This is a genomic window from Paenibacillus sp. J22P165 (assembly GCF_059692015.1).
Genome location: NZ_JCAUAP010000004.1, coordinates 321,853 through 339,292, shown reverse-complemented (window position 1 = coordinate 339,292; position 17,440 = coordinate 321,853). Strand labels below are relative to the sequence as shown.

The 17,440-nt window shown below is 46.5% G+C and carries 10 protein-coding genes; 1 reads left to right on the top strand and 9 read right to left on the bottom strand.

Annotated elements, in window-relative coordinates; all coding sequences use genetic code 11:
* From AC58QM_RS11805 to AC58QM_RS11775, 7 genes are all read right to left on the bottom strand, one after another.
* On the bottom strand, positions 1-1,722 hold the full coding sequence (locus AC58QM_RS11805; protein ID WP_497284086.1) for an extracellular solute-binding protein: 1,722 nt from the start codon (positions 1,720-1,722) through the stop codon (positions 1-3).
* A gap of 52 nt (positions 1,723-1,774) precedes the next feature.
* Positions 1,775-2,665 carry a carbohydrate ABC transporter permease gene (locus AC58QM_RS11800; RefSeq protein WP_497284085.1) on the bottom strand — a complete coding sequence of 297 codons (891 nt, stop codon included), beginning with the start codon at positions 2,663-2,665 and terminating at the stop codon, positions 1,775-1,777.
* A 22-nt stretch (positions 2,666-2,687) separates the two neighbouring features.
* The gene (locus AC58QM_RS11795; RefSeq protein ID WP_497284083.1) at positions 2,688-3,650 is read right to left on the bottom strand and encodes an ABC transporter permease; all 963 of its coding nucleotides are present in this window, start codon (positions 3,648-3,650) and stop codon (positions 2,688-2,690) included.
* Positions 3,651-3,787: 137 nt separating this feature from the next.
* Entirely contained in the window at positions 3,788-5,368 is a 1,581-nt protein-coding gene (locus AC58QM_RS11790; RefSeq protein WP_497284081.1) for a response regulator, read from the bottom strand.
* Between the two features lie 6 nt (positions 5,369-5,374).
* Positions 5,375-7,153 carry a sensor histidine kinase gene (locus AC58QM_RS11785; protein ID WP_497284080.1) on the bottom strand — a complete coding sequence of 593 codons (1,779 nt, stop codon included), beginning with the start codon at positions 7,151-7,153 and terminating at the stop codon, positions 5,375-5,377.
* Between the two features lie 47 nt (positions 7,154-7,200).
* Positions 7,201-9,426 (bottom strand): alpha-galactosidase, encoded by a 2,226-nt coding sequence (locus tag AC58QM_RS11780; RefSeq protein ID WP_497284079.1) that lies wholly within the window; start codon positions 9,424-9,426, stop codon positions 7,201-7,203.
* A 219-nt stretch (positions 9,427-9,645) separates the two neighbouring features.
* Positions 9,646-10,482, bottom strand: a complete 837-nt coding sequence (locus AC58QM_RS11775; RefSeq protein ID WP_497284078.1) for a phytanoyl-CoA dioxygenase family protein — start codon at positions 10,480-10,482, stop codon at positions 9,646-9,648.
* Positions 10,483-10,603: 121 nt separating this feature from the next.
* Here AC58QM_RS11775 and AC58QM_RS11770 point away from each other — a divergent pair, with 121 nt between their 5' ends.
* Positions 10,604-11,479, top strand: a complete 876-nt coding sequence (locus AC58QM_RS11770) for an AraC family transcriptional regulator (protein WP_497284077.1) — start codon at positions 10,604-10,606, stop codon at positions 11,477-11,479.
* Between the two features lie 345 nt (positions 11,480-11,824).
* Here the strand turns inward: AC58QM_RS11770 and AC58QM_RS11765 are convergent, their stop codons facing one another.
* Together AC58QM_RS11765 and AC58QM_RS11760 are read right to left on the bottom strand one after the other, a co-directional pair.
* Positions 11,825-13,414 carry a discoidin domain-containing protein gene (locus AC58QM_RS11765; protein WP_497284076.1) on the bottom strand — a complete coding sequence of 530 codons (1,590 nt, stop codon included), beginning with the start codon at positions 13,412-13,414 and terminating at the stop codon, positions 11,825-11,827.
* A 151-nt stretch (positions 13,415-13,565) separates the two neighbouring features.
* Positions 13,566-17,387 (bottom strand): CBM96 family carbohydrate-binding protein, encoded by a 3,822-nt coding sequence (locus AC58QM_RS11760; RefSeq protein ID WP_497284074.1) that lies wholly within the window; start codon positions 17,385-17,387, stop codon positions 13,566-13,568.
* Between the last annotated feature and the right edge of the window lie 53 nt (positions 17,388-17,440).

The following is a 17,440-nucleotide window of genomic DNA, read 5'->3' as shown; positions in this document are numbered from 1 at the left end:
TTATTTCATAAACTTATTGGTATTATCCACAAATTCTTTCCACGCTTTAGCTGAAGATGTAACGACTTTCGCTAGTCCTGCATCGTTTATCTGTTTCACATAATCGTCCCATGCTTTGTTTAACTCATCGTCCGTCTTCGCATAAATAATCTTCGGTGCTTCTTTCAAAAAGATGGATTGTGTCTTCGCATTTTCTGCTTTCACATCGTCTGGTACAGGCATTGATCCTAAGTAAGCAGGGATAAATTCGATTGGCGGCAAGAAGTCGGCCCATACCGTTTTTCCATATTTGCTAAGCGTTTCCTTGGACACAGGATCCAGATTGTTGATGATCGAGTCTTTCGTCAGTGTAGTTGCATAATCGCCATCAGCCAATTTGGTTCCATCGCCATAACCAAAGGTAGCACCGGCAAACGGCAATTGTTTTTCACTCCAGCTGACATTTGGATCTGCCGTTAATTTGGCTTGATAATCTGCTTTCACCTGGCGCTTGCCATTTACAACTTCATAGTGTCTGCCCTCGAGTCCCCACCCGAGCAATTTCTGGCCTTCATCGGACATCATATAATCGTAGAGCTGAATCACACGTTCCGGATGCTTCGACTTGCTCGAAACAACCCAGCTCCAACCATTTCTTGTTGAAGGTGCTGTGTTTACATGCATTTCCTTTTGGTTTTCGTCAAATGTAACTGGGAATGGCGCGTACATCATATCGTACTTGCCCGTCGCTTTGATAGCATTATTACTTTCTTGTAAATACCAGTTTGGAAAGAATCCGCCCAGAATGCGGTTTTCCGCTAGTTTTGCTTTTGTTCTATCCGCAGTGAGGGTGAAATATTCCGGGTCAAGCATGCCATTATTTTTGACTTTATTCAGAAATTGATAGTACCGCTTCAAATCGGGATGAATTAAATTACTGGATACAACACCATTATCGAGACGTAATCCGATTCCGTTATTCCCATTTTCCACGTTACCAGCTGCCACAACAGACGGAGCATTCAACAGCAATGTGCTCTCGTAACCGCCAATTCCTGACCAAGGAACGGTAGGCTTGCCATTGCTTTGTGGATGTGCTTTATAAAACTTTTCAATAATGCTGTAAAGTTGATCTAACGTCTTAATTTGCGGGTAACCCGCTTCCTTCAGCACATCTTCTCGCACAACGAATGAGCCTTGTGCATTGGGAGGCGTTTCCGTCAGAGGATTGTTAGAGTAAATGGAATAAATATGCCCATCCTTCGGATCTTTCAGCAAGTTCAAGTTTTTACCGAACGCTTTTTTGATATTTTGTCCGTATTTCTCGATCAAATCATCCAGTGGAACGATGGCACCTGCGTCTCGATATTTGGTAAGCTGGGTCTGTGTATTAATTACGAAACCGTCTTCCGGATAGCTTTTCGATGCCAGCCACAGATCGTACTTTTGATTGCGGTCGCCAATGACAGGATCCTCGACGACCATTTTCACACCGGTTCTCTTCTCAACTTCTTTCCAGACTGGATTGTCTTGGACAAACGTTGCATAAAGTCCCGTCAATTTAAGTGTGATCGGCGATTTGTCAGTAGTAGGCACGGCTGTGGATGAGGATGGTGCCGTTGTACCACTTGCAGCAGTAGGACTTGCTGAAGGTTTATTATCAGCTCCGTTGTCTTTGCTGCATCCAGAAATCGCCACAATCGCCATAGCCGTAAGACTGAGTATGTAAAAAGCTTTTTTCATCGTAACACCCTTCCCTTTTTGTTTATTTATCAACGGATATGATCCGATTGATTTAACCTTTTACCGACCCGACCGTAAAGCCCTTAATAAAGAAGCGCTGCATAAAGGGATACACGAACAGGATTGGTACGGTGACGATGATAATCAGCGAAGCTCGGATCGATTGCGGCGATACTAGCTTCGACTCACCTTCATTTAAACTGAGGATGTTAGATCGATTTACACTCTCTGAGGATTGGGTCAATATTTTTTGTAACTGGTATTGCAGTGTCGTCAAGTTCACATTGTTATTGAACAAATAACTGTCAAACCAAGCATTCCACTGCACAACAGAAACGAACAATGTAATGGTCGCGAGGACCGGCAAACTGACAAACACCACAATACGGAATAAGATTTGAAAGTCGGTGGCTCCATCTAGTTGTGCTGATTCTGTCAGCGCTTCGGGGACTTGATCGAAATAACTGCGAATGATAATAACATTGAAGGCATTTACCAGAAGTGGAAAAATATATACGAGGAAGTTGTTAGATAGATGCAAATTCATAATGAGCACATAATAAGGGATTAATCCGCCCTGTACATACAAGCTGACGACGAGAATCGTGTTGATGACTTTACGTAAGACGAACTCGCGACGACTGAGTGCATAGGCAAGCATCGAGGTCACAAAGAGCGAACATGCCGTGCCGATTAACGTCCGTGAGATCGAAATGAGAGTCGCTCGTACCAGCGTTTTATCGCGAAAAATCGTCTCATAGTTATACAACGAAAATTTGCGTGGGAATAAATAGATACCGCCCCGTACTGCATCACTCGAATCATTGAACGATATAGCAAGTAAATTCAAAAACGGATAGAGCGTAGCCGCTGCCAGCAGGAGCAAAAACACGTAATTGCTAATCGTAAATATCAAATCTCCCATACGGATTGATTTTTTCACTATGATCCTCCTGCAAGCCTTATTAAATGACTCGGGACTGACCGAGCCGCTTGGATATCATATTGACGGTCAAGACAAGTGTAATGCTGACAACCGATTGGAAAATGCTAATCGCGACACCATACGAATACTCGCTAAGCTTGAAGGAATAGTTCAGCGCATAGATCTGCAGCACTTGCGAATAATCGATGACTACGTTGTTGCCGAGCAAGAACTGCATTTCAAATCCGCTGTTTATAATCGTTCCCGTTGCCAAAATGAGCAAGATTGTCGCGGTGGGCATCATGCCAGGAATTGATATGTGCCACATTTTACTGAATCTTCCTGCCCCATCGACATCGGCAGCCTCATACAATTCAGGATTGAGACTAGCTAAAACTGCAAGGTATATGATTGTGCTCCAACCAAGCTCCTTCCAAAGCTGAACGAGCGTATTAATGACCCAAAACCATGAACCTTTGGAGAGGAAAAAGATTGGCTCCTCGATAAAGCCAAGACCAATCAGTAATTGATTCAGCAGTCCGCGATCAGGAGACAATATAATCGTTGAGATGCTGACTATAACCACAACTGACACAAAGTGAGGAATATAGGTAATAGTTTGCACCACGCGTTTGAAGGCCGTGAACCGAACTTCGTTCAGCAACAGCGCTAGAATGATCGCGCATACAAATCCAGTGATTAGACTCATCGTGCTCATCGCCAGCGTGTTCCGTAACGATTGATAGAACTCATCGTCGCTGAACAGCCGTTTAAACTGGTCTAATCCAACCCAAGGACTTCCCCATATTCCTTTCACGATCGTGTATTGCTTAAACGCCATGAGCCAACCCCATAAAGGTCCGTAAGAAAAAACAAGCACGAATAAGGTAGGCAATGCCATCAACAATAGCTGATATTGTTTTTTCCATAGCATCCATTTGCTCTTGCCAGGCTTTGTTCGAATGCGTTTCGTACGTACTACAGCTTCGGCATCTGTTGCCACTTCCGCACCTCCTGGTCCTTCGATTAGCTTACTAATAGGAAACTCTCTCTTCTTCCATTATAAAAACTTGTCAGACGGTCAACCACAGGATGAATTATAGATAATAGCACGTGTAATTTCAGGAACTCCCGCTTCCCTTATTCATAATCCATCCGATATTCACTTGTACTGGTGCCTGTGTATTGTTTGAATTTTTTATAAAACCAGTTCAAATCGCAATAGCCGACAGCTAATGCCACCTCGTAAACTCTCATCGATGTTGATGCCAATAGTTCCTTGGCTTTCTCCATGCGAATCTTCATCAAATAGTCGTTGAAAGATATCCCTTCGGATGTCTTAAACAATTGCCCCAAGTAAGCGGCGTTGATGTAGAGCTGTTCGGAAATTGATTTCAGGCTAATATTATTCATGTATTGTTCGTTAACTTGTTTTTTGAGCAATTTGATGGACGGCTCCGTTTGCGACTGCTTGTAGGGTTGAAGCTGGCGGGCGATCATTAAGCACTTCTGTCCGGTATAGGCAAACAATTCATTCAAGGATCTTGCTTCTAAGATCGTTCTATACTCTCTAATACGGAGTGTGCACATCGAATCATACTCCGGGATTGTTTCTTTACTTACTTTGTATAAATCGATAACTAGTTCGATGGTCCACGATTTGATGACATGATCGGGTATAGATTTGCTGCAGAACATGTCTTCGATTTCCCTCAGCATGGCGTCGAGCCGATTTTCATTTCCTATGCGAATGGCTTGGATCAGATCTTGTGTCAGGTACGCATATTCATTCAGCAAAGTATGACTAGGTGTGGTCAGCCCTACAGGCAGCATCGCTTCAGCGCCGAAAATAAAAATGGTATTTAGCATCATCTCCGCCGTTCGAAATGATGCTGCCATTTCGGAAACGCGATCGACAACAGGATTGCCTATGCCAATCGCAGCTTGCACACGGGCATCCTGCTGGATAGCATTAGTTATTTTTTCCGACAAAAGATTAGCCGTCATCACCATGTCTACTGCCGTATCGGATAGAAGTACAACGCCAAATCGTTCGTCCGACTCTTCAAAAACATACCCGCTATGCTGTACGTGATCCTCTATGATCGTACGCACGGCATAGCGCTGGATGCCAATTTCTGATTCGGTCAAACGAGAATCAAGTAAATGCGGGAACTCCATTTCGATTATGAGCGGACAAAACACATTGGTTTCGCTTGGCAACATGTCAAGCAGTTCGAGCTGCCTTGTTACCTCGTCCTGTTCCGCGTAACCGTGCAGCCATCTTTTTAGTAATTGCTCCCTTATCGCCGGGATGCCGATTTGTAACTTCTTTTGCATAATCAGCTCTTGCTCGATTTCCTGCTTGATCGAATCCAGAATGGGCTCTACCTCCTCTGCGCCAACCGGTTTGAGCAAATAATTTTTGACACCGAAGCGCAGCGCTTCTTTGGCATATTCAAAATCATCGTATCCACTCATAATGATGACCGGAATGTTAGAGAACATACGTATTTGAGCGATCAGTTCAAGTCCGCTTAAACCAGGCATGCGAATATCCGTGATAAGCAGTGCGAATTCACCTGATTTTAACAACTCCAGCGCTTGAATGCCGTTCTCTGCTTCGCCTCCAATGCTAAAACCGTGCTTTTGCCAGTTCAGCAAATACTTCATCGTTTTGATCGCGCCGGGTTCGTCATCAATAAGCAATACCTTATACATGAACCTTCACTCCCCCTCAATACTCGGTAAACGCATTGAAACGATGGTTCCTTGTCCTTCCACACTTTCGATCTGCAAGCCGTATCCCTTACCGTATTTGAGGATGAGCCGCTGATGAACATTGCGTAAGCCGATTTGCTTGGATTCATTCATATCAATCGGATTTTCCAAGTTTTCACGAATGCGATCGAGATTAGCTGCCGAAATGCCAGGGCCGTCATCCTCTACGGAAATGCTATAAGTCTCGTTATCTACGATATAGGCCCGAATGCGAATATGGGTATGGCCGACTTTCTGCTCAACCCCATGAACGATCGTATTTTCCATTAGTGTTTGCAAAGAAAGGCGCGGAATTTTGAACACTTTGAACGAATCCGGAATGTCGATGTCATACGAAAGCTTATTGGAATAACGGAACGCCTGTATACGTAAAAAAGGAACAACAATCTCCAATTCATCGCGCAAAAGAATAATCTGTCCTCCTTTGCTTAAAATATTTCGATAAGACAAGGAGAGCAGCCGAATAATGCTAGCATTTTCTTCATCGCCACGCTCCAATAAATTGCCGCGAATCGCATTAAGTGTGTTAAATAAATAATGCGGATGAATTTGCGACTGCAGCGCATACAGCTCGGATTCTTTCGTCTTAATGGCTAGTTCCTTTCGATTTAGCTCTGAATCATATACTTCGCTGATCAAGCGTTGAATACGATTGACCATTTCGTTAAACACATGCCCGAGTTGACTGACCTCGTCGCGCCCGCGAATGATAGAAATAGGCTGTAGGCGGTCCAAATCCATGCGTCGCATGATTGACGCAAGCCCCATTAACCTTCTGGTTAGGCCAAGTGAAAGGCCATAGTTGAGTATAACCGACACCGAAAGCGCGGCAATGAGCATGAAAATAACGATTTGGCGGAGCTCGGTTGTTTTGGCCAACAGCTCTTCAAGCGGTATGACGGAAATCACTTTAATTCCCATGCTGCTGCTTCGCGTTTTCAATGTGTCGTAAGTAAGTAAAAAGCTCCGGCCGTTTACTTTCCGAATACTGTTGCCGGATTGACTATTCGCAATGGAGGAATAAAATTCGTAATCTGTTGACTTCAATCCATAAGAATGGAGTTGGTAACTGTCGATAATTACGTCTCCATTAGGTAGAAGCAAAATGAACTGATGGCGGGTATTTTCCTTATCAAACAGATTTTTTAATAACGCGGTATCGATATCTAAAGTGAGGTAAAGATTGGCATTGGGGTATTGGTTGTTTAAATGCTGGGTCAAACGAAGACGTTCCATTCTGTTCAAGGGGTCTAACCCTTCCACGGACCATGTTTTAGGGGCAATCTCACCCGTATTGGTACGCTGATTTACATACCATTTGGCTTGGTACAAATCATCAGTAAGATACTTAATATCTCCGAAATGGAAAGAGGGGTTGTCGGTATAAATCGATAAATTGACGATTTCTTTGGAGTTGCGCATCGACGCTAGCAGAGGTCCGAAATAATCCGTATACATCTGCAGCGCCGCAAGCGAGTTGTTGTATGTGCTAACTAATCTCTCTTGAAAATAACCGTTCGTGTAAAAGAAATCAGAGATTTGCTCATAGGATTGCAGCAATTGATCGACGTTCTGCGAGAGCTGTGACACCGAATAGCCAGCAGATTCCTTCATTTGTCCAAAAATGATCGAACTGCTGGATCTATCCATCACATACGTTAATGAACCCAGTAAAAGAATAACTACGATCGTGTGGGCAAGAAACAGTTTGGTCCGAATTTTCATCCGCTGGGCTTTCTCCCTCCCTGCAAGGATATACGATTACGCCGTATTCAGCTCTCGAAAGTACTAGCCACAAGACGGATAAGTAGGCTTTGGTAATCTCCTTTGAGAGCTGGTAACACATACCCGACTCGCTGCAGATAATCACCACCGTAGACGTCTTCCTGTCCACAACCCCCGATATGTCCCCCACTTAAAAGTCGGTAATTGAACTTTTCGTCCAACCCGTTAAGCCGCAGTCTTTTTATTTGACCCGCAACAGCAGCCTGTATCTGGAAATAGAACACTACCGCTTCCTTCCGATCCTCTGTAACAAACATCCACGCAGCTTCCCCTATTTCAAAGGGGGTTAACAAGCGATAAAAGTCGCCAAATTGCACGATACCTCTGATTTCTTTGTAGAGGGCGACTTGTTCACGAATAGCCGCCTTCTCCTCTTCATTCAGCTTTGTTAAATCGAGTTGATACCCGAAGGATCCTGACATCGCAACGTAGCCGCGGGTCTGCAAGGGGGTCATTCGGCCAATTTGATGATTTGGCACTGCTGACACATTCGCCCCCATGGTCACGGGTGGATAGACCAAACTAGTCCCGTATTGGATTTGCAGACGGCTTACCGCGTCAGAGTTGTCACTTGCCCATGTTTGCTGCATGTAATAGAGCATACCTGGATCGAAGCGACCACCGCCACCTGCACAGCTTTCGAATAAGATATGGGGAAACTTGGATGTGATCCGCTCGAGCGCCTGATACAAACCGAGCATATAGCGATGTGCCGTCTCACGCTGCCGCTCTTTCGGCAGAAGCTTGGAGCCGATCTCTGTGAAATTCCGATTGAGATCCCACTTCACATAAGCAATTGGTGCGCTTTCCAGCACACGGCACACTGCCTCTACTACGTACTCAACAACGTCGTTTCGAGATAGATCCAGAACCAATTGGCTTCGACTTTCCGTACGGCGCCGATCAGGTACATATAAGCACCAGTCGGGGTGTTTACGATAGAGGTCGCTGTCCGGTGAAACCATCTCCGGCTCGAACCAAAGCCCCAGCTGCATACCTTGCCTCGCAATACGATCAGCGAGATCCTGCAGCCCATCTGGCAGTTTGCTCGGATTCACAACCCAGTCACCAAGTGACACGTTGTCGTTGTTGCGTTTGCCGAACCAACCGTCATCTAACACGAACAACTCCATGCCAAGACTTGAACCTTCTTTGGCAATGTGCTCCAGTTTATCGGCATCGAAGTCGAAATACGTGGCTTCCCAGTTGTTGATAAGAATCGGTCGTTCCTTGTGTCGGTATGAGCCACGGCAAAGTCTATCTCGATAAAGACGATGGTAGATACGCGACATACCCCCCAATCCTCGATCAGAGAATACTAACACCACCTCTGGTGTTTGAAAGAATTCCCCTGGCGAGAGCAGCCAGATGAAATCAAATGGATTGACCCCCATCTGTACTCTCGTTGTAAAGAACTGATCCACTTCCGCGTGCGCAAGGAAGCTGCCGCTATAAACGAGACTAAATCCATAAACTTCTCCTTGCTCTTCATCCGTCCCTTTGGATAGAAGCGCTACGAAAGGATTCTGCTGATGACCGCTCACACCGCGTCTGCTTTCTACCGTATGACCACCTGGCGTGAGTGGCCGACGATATATGGCCCTCTCCCGGAGATGGGCACCCGACAATTGCAGGAAATCAAAGTCAGAATGGGGCAAATCAATACTCATTGTCAGCGCGCGCTGAAGTCTCAGCGTTTCCTGGCCATTATGGACAAACCTTGCTGAACGAGTGATGGCATCATAGGAGGTATAAACGGTGTAGGTCAAAAACACAGATAATCCGATCTGTGCATCATAGAGCTCGATCTCCAGCGTCTGCGCTTCCTCCTCCGCTTCCACATAGGTTGCAGGCAATCCCTCCAACGTAGGTTTCCCTTGCATAATGCGATGCGATCGGTAGGTCAAATCGGTTACGGAAGTGCCATTTGCAAGCAGCACTTCAAAGGCTGGAGCCCGGAAATCGCCAGCGCCGTAGGCAGGAAATTCCTGCGGTATGGTATCTGGAGAGTACGCAGGTTCCGAGGGGTCGGGACGAGGCGAGACGGTACTGCGAGCGCGAAGTTCTAAATTCCTGTGAAGGTTATCTGTGCGTACCTTTTTTCCCCAATATGTATGTGCAAGCAGTCCCCATTTGGTCACTTGAAATGCATAACTTGTCTGCGCAGTCATGAGATGGAACAACTGATGGGCTTCATCGTACAGAATAGGCATACCAACACCTCGCAAGTAAGAAGTCATTATCCCAACAAAGTATCACGTTTCCTTGACTTAGAAATAGGTTAAATTTGTAAGGATACGGGTCTTTTCCTATGCTGATACGGAAAAACTGTGCATTTTAACTATATTCTAAGAAAAATGATTGTTTAGACGCCAAAGAACCTGCTTCATGGAGAAGCAGGTTCTACTTTAATTTTATTTCTCCCAACGTTTCTACCGCTTAAATAACGTCGGAAAATACACATTATCGAAAGGCTGTCCATGATAAGGACGCGGTCCGAGCAATCGAATGTTGGGATGATGTTGGATACCCGAAAGGTACGACGTGCCTCCAGGCATGACGTGTGCAACTATGGATAGGCGAGCCTCGTTCGTTTGATTGGCACCTGATCCATGGAACGTGAGTCCGTGATGGAAACTCGCTTGCCCTGCTTTCAAAATACACGGCTCCTCCACCCATTCACGCCCACCAGCGTACTTCTCTTTTAGCTCATCCATATTCTGATTAAAGAAGGTATTGCTGTCAGGAATGAGTCCCCATTTGTGAGACCCCAGGATGGTCATCATACCGCCATTCGTCAAATCCGTATCCTGCAGCGCTATCCAGACCGTAATCATTTCACTAGTACTGCTGCACTGCCAATAGCCATAATCTTGATGCCAACCCACATTTCCTGAACTCGTTTCTTTGTTCCCTACACCTGGCTTCAAGATAACTTGATCATGCCAAAGTCGTGTCTCATCAACTTGAAGCAGATCGGCCACAAGTTCTCCAATGAAAGGATCCGTAACGGTTTCCCGAATGTCGTCGTTAATCCACCACCCATTATCCAGCTTCCGTAGGGCATCGGGATTAGCAGAAGGTCGATATGGATTCATTGGCATCCCATCTCCATCATAATCACCGGACCAGACGCGATCATGCGCTTTGCGAAGTCTTTCAATTTGGAAGTCATCCAAAATTTTTGGACTGATCCAATAACCGTCTCTCTCAAATGTCGCCTTATCCGCTTCCGTTATTTTATACGTTTTCTGAGCTTGAATGGCCATATTCATCCTCCCTTTCATCTTCAGATATATTATATATCGCTTGAACTTGTCTTGACGTTCTTCTCCTTGCAGAGTAGTATCAGAAACAATTGGACCATATTCTGTACAAAGGGATGATGTCATGGCCCCTGCCGCCAAGCACCGTTGGACGTATAATCGAGAGCATCAAGAGCCAATTGAGGCTGTTCCTGAGTTGCTTCTTTTCGGATTTGATGAAATTAACAGTGCACTTCGACTCGGCTACCATGAACATCTTGGTTACGAGTTTGTTTTTATTGAACGCGGGAAAGCAAGCTGGGAGCTAGCTAATCGAACCTACGAAACGAAAGCTGGTGAAGTGTTTCATACACGGCCTGGTGAAATTCACCGAGGTGGTTTCAATGTCATTGAACCTAGTCGCTTCTGGTGGTTTATCCTCTCCCCTCCGTCGCATGAAGATTGGCTTTGCTTACCTAAGCATGAGATTACCACCATTCGAACAAAGCTAGATCAGTTGCAGCGGATTGTACATACGGGCATTCAACCCCTAGCTGCCTTACAACGGTTAAAAGATGCACTTCAAGCCTCCAGTCCTTTACGTTCCACGGCTATCCGTCAAGCAATCGTTGAATTGCTGCTTCAGATTCTCCAACCCTCCCAAGAGAGTGGTTCGCTATCTGCTGATCTAATTTATGCTTTCGACTCCATGATCAGAAAAGTGAATGAAGAACCTGATTGGCGGCCAACAATTGAGGAAATGGCAGAATTCGCTTCTATTAGTCCTTCTCACTTCATGCGAACGTTTAGACAATATACTGGCAATACGCCGATGGCTTTTCTGGAACGACAAAGGATTAAACAAGCGTGTGTTTTTCTCTCTCATACCGACGATTCCGTACTTACCATATCGACGAATCTGGGGTACGCGTCCAGCCAACATTTTGCTACCGTGTTCAAAAGAATAACGGGCGTTACGCCGCTGTATTGGCGCAAAACAAACAGTCCCTTGGGTATGTAACCCAGGGACTGTTTCGTTGTGTCATCCGCTGATTATCGATTGTGCCGATTAACTGGAAAAAGTACATCTAATTTGCTCGAATCTGACCTATTTTCATGATTAGATGGAAAAAATACAGCTAATTTATATAAAATTTGAAGAAACGAGCAAATTGAAGGAATTTAACTACAGGAAATACAGTTAACCTTTCGGATTCGAGAAATCCACTTCAAATAGATGGAGATAATCCAGTTAGATTGCGTGAAACAGAGCAAGCAGGTTCATTACTCCTAGGTCATTAGCGAAAGAAGAGGCTGTTACCAAAAGTCTAAATTGACTTTTGGCACAGCTTCTTTCTTCCCTCACTTAGTTCCCCCAAATCGAGTTCAAATACGTATCATTTGGCATAGGTGGCATGGTCGGATTCGTAGCGGACAAGCTCGTATCAACTGTCCAAGCACCGCTGGCTGGCTGCTGGGAGGCTTGATAAGCATAGCTGGTTTTCGTATTGGTTGCGGAAGTCCATGATGCCGAGCCCATTCCACCAATAATGACCGAGTCTAGCGCTACAAAGTTCGTACCGTTGCCATTGAATGCTGCTGTCCCAGCTTCCGTAGATCCTCCGGCAAGGAAAGGATAGCGGCTTCGAGCTACGCTCCCTGCTGCAAGATAGCTATGCTCGAGGACTAGCCCGTTCAAACTGCCTGTTTGAATGGAGCAATTGTTACTGGAGAAGATAGCGGAATCACGGATTGTCATATTCGTATAGGCCCCTGAACCAGCGAATTGCATAGTATCCGTATGCGGTTTCGGTGTAGTAGCTGGATTAAAGAAATGAGGCGCAAGATAGATGCCGTCGAAGCGCCACCCGTCAATAGGGCCGGAAGACACAGAATAGAAATCGGAGGCATCACCATCGACGACTTGAGAATCAGGCATAACAACTTCACTGAATTCTACCATGGATGTTGTTTGGTTCGCGATACCGTACCCTGCCAACCAACGGGTCACTTTGGTCCAAGCCAAGGCTGAGCGGTCGCAGCCTTCCAGCTTGATCTGGTCAGCGATCAGTCCGGCGAAGGCCACACTTCGCACATTCTTAATCAAAGCTCCTCCCGTAATGGTCACCGTTCCATAACCGTCACGAGGTGCCACTGTAATACGTTTCGTCCACGATGAAGAACCAAGATTTTGTAGAACTGGTGTATTGCCTGAACCGGCCCCGTTGCCTGTCAATGTGCCAGGAGCGACTCGGATCAGAACCCCTGCTGCCGCCTGTTCAGGCGTCACGGCCGCGATCGCCGTGCTGATTGCCGACCAAGAGTTGCTGACATCGATAATGTTCGTTACCGTGGTGTCGTACATAAAAGGCGTGGGAATCAGAGATGGCCAGTGTGTACCATTCGGTCCAAAAGATGCATCGCGATCAGGCTCTTCACCTGGGTCAGGACCAGGATCCGTCGTTCCAGACGGTGCATAAACCTCTAATTCATAGATGGAATAACCATACGTCGTCGCAGGCGTAATCCCCTGCACGCGCACATATCTGGCTGAGGCTGCTGCTGCAAGTGTAATGGCGTCAACTCCACCATCACCACTGGTAGTTGAATACGCATCCGTCCAGGTGGAGGCATCGCTGGATAACTGGATTTTAAAGGCCGTAGCGTAGGATGATCCCCACTGAATAGTCACGCTGCCTACATTTTGCGATGAGCCCAGATCCACATACATCCATTCGCTGCTTGAATAGTTCGAGCCCCAGCGGGTAGTGGTGCTGTCACCGTCCGTAGCTTTGCTGGCGGCTAAGGAGCTATTCTTCACAGAACTCGCGACAGCTGTTTTACCTAATGCCAAATTACTAGACGCATAAGCAGGTGTTTCCCATCCCGGAAGTAAACAAGCCAGTGTAAACAAAACAACCAGACAGAAAGCGAACATAGACATATTCTTCTTCATCAAGTCATCTCCTCATACGCTGTCCTTTACAGACTAGCGTCTATTATCAAAGATTGTGACTGCCGTCTTTTGTCCTGAATAAATCAACCCGGCATGAACCAGAGAAGCTGCTCGACATAAGTCGTTCCCGCCTTCAGTCGCTTCACGGCTTTTAGGGCTTTGTTACTTTGACAATCATCGTATCACTGGATGTAGCACCCGCATCGTTCACAAGTTCACCACGATACTCATACGTACCTTTTGCTTTATTCGTTAAGAATGCCACAGCGGATTGAGCATTTGGTGTATTCACAGTCAACGCTTGCGAATAAACAAGTACCCCATTTTCATAAAGGTTATACGTCGTACCATTGGTTCCCCACCACATGTTCATGTTAACGTTGAAATTGCCGTCACCATCCCAATTATCGTTAGCGAGAACTGGTTTAGCAGGAGCTGCATGTTTGACGATAACGGTTATATCTTGGCTTTTGCTCGTACCGAACTTATTCGTGAGCTCAGCATGGTACTTATAGGTACCATTGGGCTTGTTCTTTATGGAAGTTACTGCAGATTGCGCGTTCGGCGATTTGTCCGTAAGAACTTGTGTATCCATTAACACATCATTCTCATAGAGCTTGTAAAGTGTGCCATTATCGCCATACCACATATTCATTGTAACTTTGTACTGACCATCCAATAGACCTGTATCCTGCCCATTGTCGTCTGAAAGCACGATAGTACCTGGTTTTGCAACAGCTAAGCCTTGAGGCTCAAGTTCTACTACCCGCAATGGAATCAGTGAGGGCTGGCTAATCACATTCTCCCATAGTTCCTTCAGCCAATCGTAACCTACATTAGCATCTGCGGTGAATTCATCCCGAATGCCAAGTGACTTCCCTTTCGCATAACCGGAATACCCATTTACCGCTTTATAGATGAGATCAGTACTCCCAATTGCATATCGAGATTGGATCAATGCAAGATCTTCTGGCGAACCCGATGAAGCAACACCATAATAATAAGCCTCCAGCAAACTAAGAATGCTGTTATTCCAGCCCCTTGTCACATAATCGAGGTCGCTTCGAATCCCATTGGCATCCACCGAGTCAAATTCCTGTGCCATTCCCATCACGCCTACATTCGGCAATCCTTCTGGATTAAGAACAAAAGCACGAACAGTATCGTTGCTGGATAACTGTGCTTTTACTGTTTTGTTGTACATAATCAAGGCGCGGTCTTTCATCCATTCGAAGGGTTGATCCAACGTGTGGCCTCTAAACGTAAATTCATTCTTTACCGCTGCCTCGAGCGCAGATTTGCCTGTTTGACGGAAAGTCCAAGCAATGCTGGAAAGTCCTGCTGCCTGAAGCTTGCTCATAAAGTTGTCATAATCGAAACTGAGCAAGAAGTCATTCGCATTGTCTGCCCCGCCTAAATAACGAACCGTAGCTAGCGCACTGGCAATAGCGCCTTCCACATAATTGGGATTCCATCCTTTGTTGAAATTGCCCAACTGATCGATACCCGTCGAGAAATTATTGTCATCATCATGTCCCCAATGCGCCGCTACCAGATGCGCTTGCATGATGAGATTGATTTTGACTTTCTCCTCCGAAGTCAGCTCGTTCCAGACTGCAGGAATCGTCGAAGCGAGATCAAGTGCTTGAATTGCGAGTGATGTCGCTGAGGTATCCAGTGAACCGGACGCGCCAGGCTCCCGCTTGCTTCCGGGAACTAGCATATTGCGAATATGTGCTAGAATCCGATTCTTAATCATCGTACCGTCGCTGCCCTTATAGGAAGGGTCATATAAAGCAGCTGTCGTCAGATACATCAGGGCGGTACCGCTTCGCAGACTGTGCGACGTCCACTCCAGACTTAGTTGATATTGCAGCAGCGGCTCACGGAGCGCGCTGTCGATCATTTTGTGACTGAACGGGAACGTATGCAGGTCTTGTTCCAGAGTGGTTGTAGTCACGATGGCGCTTGGCTCCGAAACCTTATTGGATACGTCGGTTGCCGTCACGTAATAGCTGTATGCGCTTAGCGGTGTCAACCCCTCATCCACATAAGCAGTGAGGTTCGTCGTGCCAAGCAACTCGCCATTCCGATAGACAGAATAAAGCTTAATGCCCGAATCGTCTGTGGAAGCTGTCCACGATAAGCGAATAGCCTTCGAGGATTGTGCCTCCGCTGTGAACTGTCCTGGCGAGCTTGGCGGCAGCAGATCGATCAACTCTGTTCCGTATACGTTCATTTCAGAAAGCGTGACGCGATCGTTGGCACTCGCGAAGCCTACACGGCCAGTCGTATACTGAGATTCCTCCGCTTCACCGATATAATCACCGTCCAGATACACACGGATGATCGAACCTAGCCGGTCAATCCTTAGTTCCTGCGCCGTGCCAGGCTTTAGCAGGCCAATGTTAAAATCCTTGAGTTGAACAAGCGAATTGTTCACGACACGGAAAATACCGTTGGTCGCGTCGTCATTGCTTTTATTTAAGGAAACAAAGCAGTAGTTCTTCTCATCTACGTAGTTGAACACAACAGCTAGATCGTCCCAATCGCTGCGCGGTGTGACCATTACTTTACCGGTCCAGACGAAGTCACCTATGAACGGCGTTGGATGAACAATCACATTCCGGAGCGGATCAGACCCTGCGCTTGCATATGTCGTTAAAGCGAGATTGCCACTTGACGTCTCCCACACGCCTTTGCCATCTGAATTCACAGCCACAGTCCAAGCAGCCAGATTGAAGGCACCGCTCGCAATCGCAGTTACCTGTGGCAACGCCGGTGGACTCAGTTCAGTCACAACGCTCAACGCCGGACCTGGCGACCAATTCCCTTCACTGTCCCCAGCTTCGATACGGAAGTGATACGATGTCGAAGGTGTTAATCCTGTGAGCGAAAGCGACAATGTATCACCGCTCACAGTACGTATGAGATTCTCCCCGTCAAACAATCGATAGCCAGTCACATCCTCATTATCTAAGGCTTGGGTCCAAGTTAAAATTGTCTTCGTCTTAGACGTACCTGTCGCTGTAAGCGTACTTCCGACAGGCCACGTAGGGATATTCACCCCAGATGGCGGGCGAACTTCTACGTTGAAATGGGTTGTTTGACCTTCGGCAGTCAAGCTAATTTGCTGCGATGCGGCTGGCGCGCTGCTATCAAAGCCGCTCACTGCGTAAGCGGTCAAAGGCGTCACCGAGCCATCTTCATAATGACCACTCACGACCAGACCCGTCAGATCCAGCTTATCACCCGGATAATAGACCGTTTTCAGCGGCGGATTGACGACTTCAATGGAGGTCAGAGGCGATTGAGTCGTCCTCAGGACAAGCCGCGGTTCTTTGCCCACGCCTGCTGCATTCTGCTCCTTAGAGGCAAAAGTGATCTGCTGGCCGTGCACCTGTCCTAAGAAAGCAAAGGACAAGGCTTCATCCTGCCAATGGGACTTTACATAAGCTGTCACATCGAAATCATAGAACTTGGTTGCCGGTCCTACCGTGACGACAGTTAGCGGATCTGCAACATTGGCAGGCGCATTATTCCACGTAATGCCTAGCTCCTGCCAGGAATTATCATTGACCGGGTACACACCTACGCCGCCGGTTGTTCCCGTCGTATCTGTTCGATAAACTTGGAGCGTGACGCTGATAACCTTCTGAGGATCCCGGATGCCCAGGTCCGCCAGCGCGAACCTCGTATATATTTTGCGGTTTGTATTGCTGTTGTTATCCCTTTTCAGAACAAGTAAATCCCAACTACCATAATTGGTGTCTGCCCTTGAGTTCAGGGTATAGGCATCAGCTGAAGGCTTTATCACTACCTCTTTGTACACGCTTTCATTAATACTAGTAGTGACACTGCTGTGCGTACTAGCATCGCCTTCACTTGCAGCATACGATATAGAACCGAACCCAGGTGAAAGCAATCCAAGAATCATAACCCATACAAGACTTATTGCAATTGTCCTTCTCATCCTCATTTTCCCCCCAATGCTCATTTTTGGTGGCGTTTATCGTACAACCGGGC

Excerpts from the sequence above, each read along its gene's own strand:
- AC58QM_RS11805 (WP_497284086.1), bottom strand. The coding sequence starts at position 1,722 with ATGAAAAAAGCTTTTTACATACTCAGTCTTACGGCTATGGCGATTGTG.
- AC58QM_RS11790 (WP_497284081.1), bottom strand. The coding sequence starts at position 5,368 with ATGTATAAGGTATTGCTTATTGATGACGAACCCGGCGCGATCAAAACG.
- AC58QM_RS11785 (WP_497284080.1), bottom strand. The coding sequence starts at position 7,153 with ATGAAAATTCGGACCAAACTGTTTCTTGCCCACACGATCGTAGTTATT.
- AC58QM_RS11780 (WP_497284079.1), bottom strand. The coding sequence starts at position 9,426 with ATGCCTATTCTGTACGATGAAGCCCATCAGTTGTTCCATCTCATGACT.
- AC58QM_RS11775 (WP_497284078.1), bottom strand. The coding sequence starts at position 10,482 with ATGGCCATTCAAGCTCAGAAAACGTATAAAATAACGGAAGCGGATAAG.
- AC58QM_RS11770 (WP_497284077.1), top strand. The coding sequence starts at position 10,604 with ATGGCCCCTGCCGCCAAGCACCGTTGGACGTATAATCGAGAGCATCAA.
- AC58QM_RS11765 (WP_497284076.1), bottom strand. The coding sequence starts at position 13,414 with ATGAAGAAGAATATGTCTATGTTCGCTTTCTGTCTGGTTGTTTTGTTT.
- AC58QM_RS11760 (WP_497284074.1), bottom strand. The coding sequence starts at position 17,387 with ATGAGAAGGACAATTGCAATAAGTCTTGTATGGGTTATGATTCTTGGA.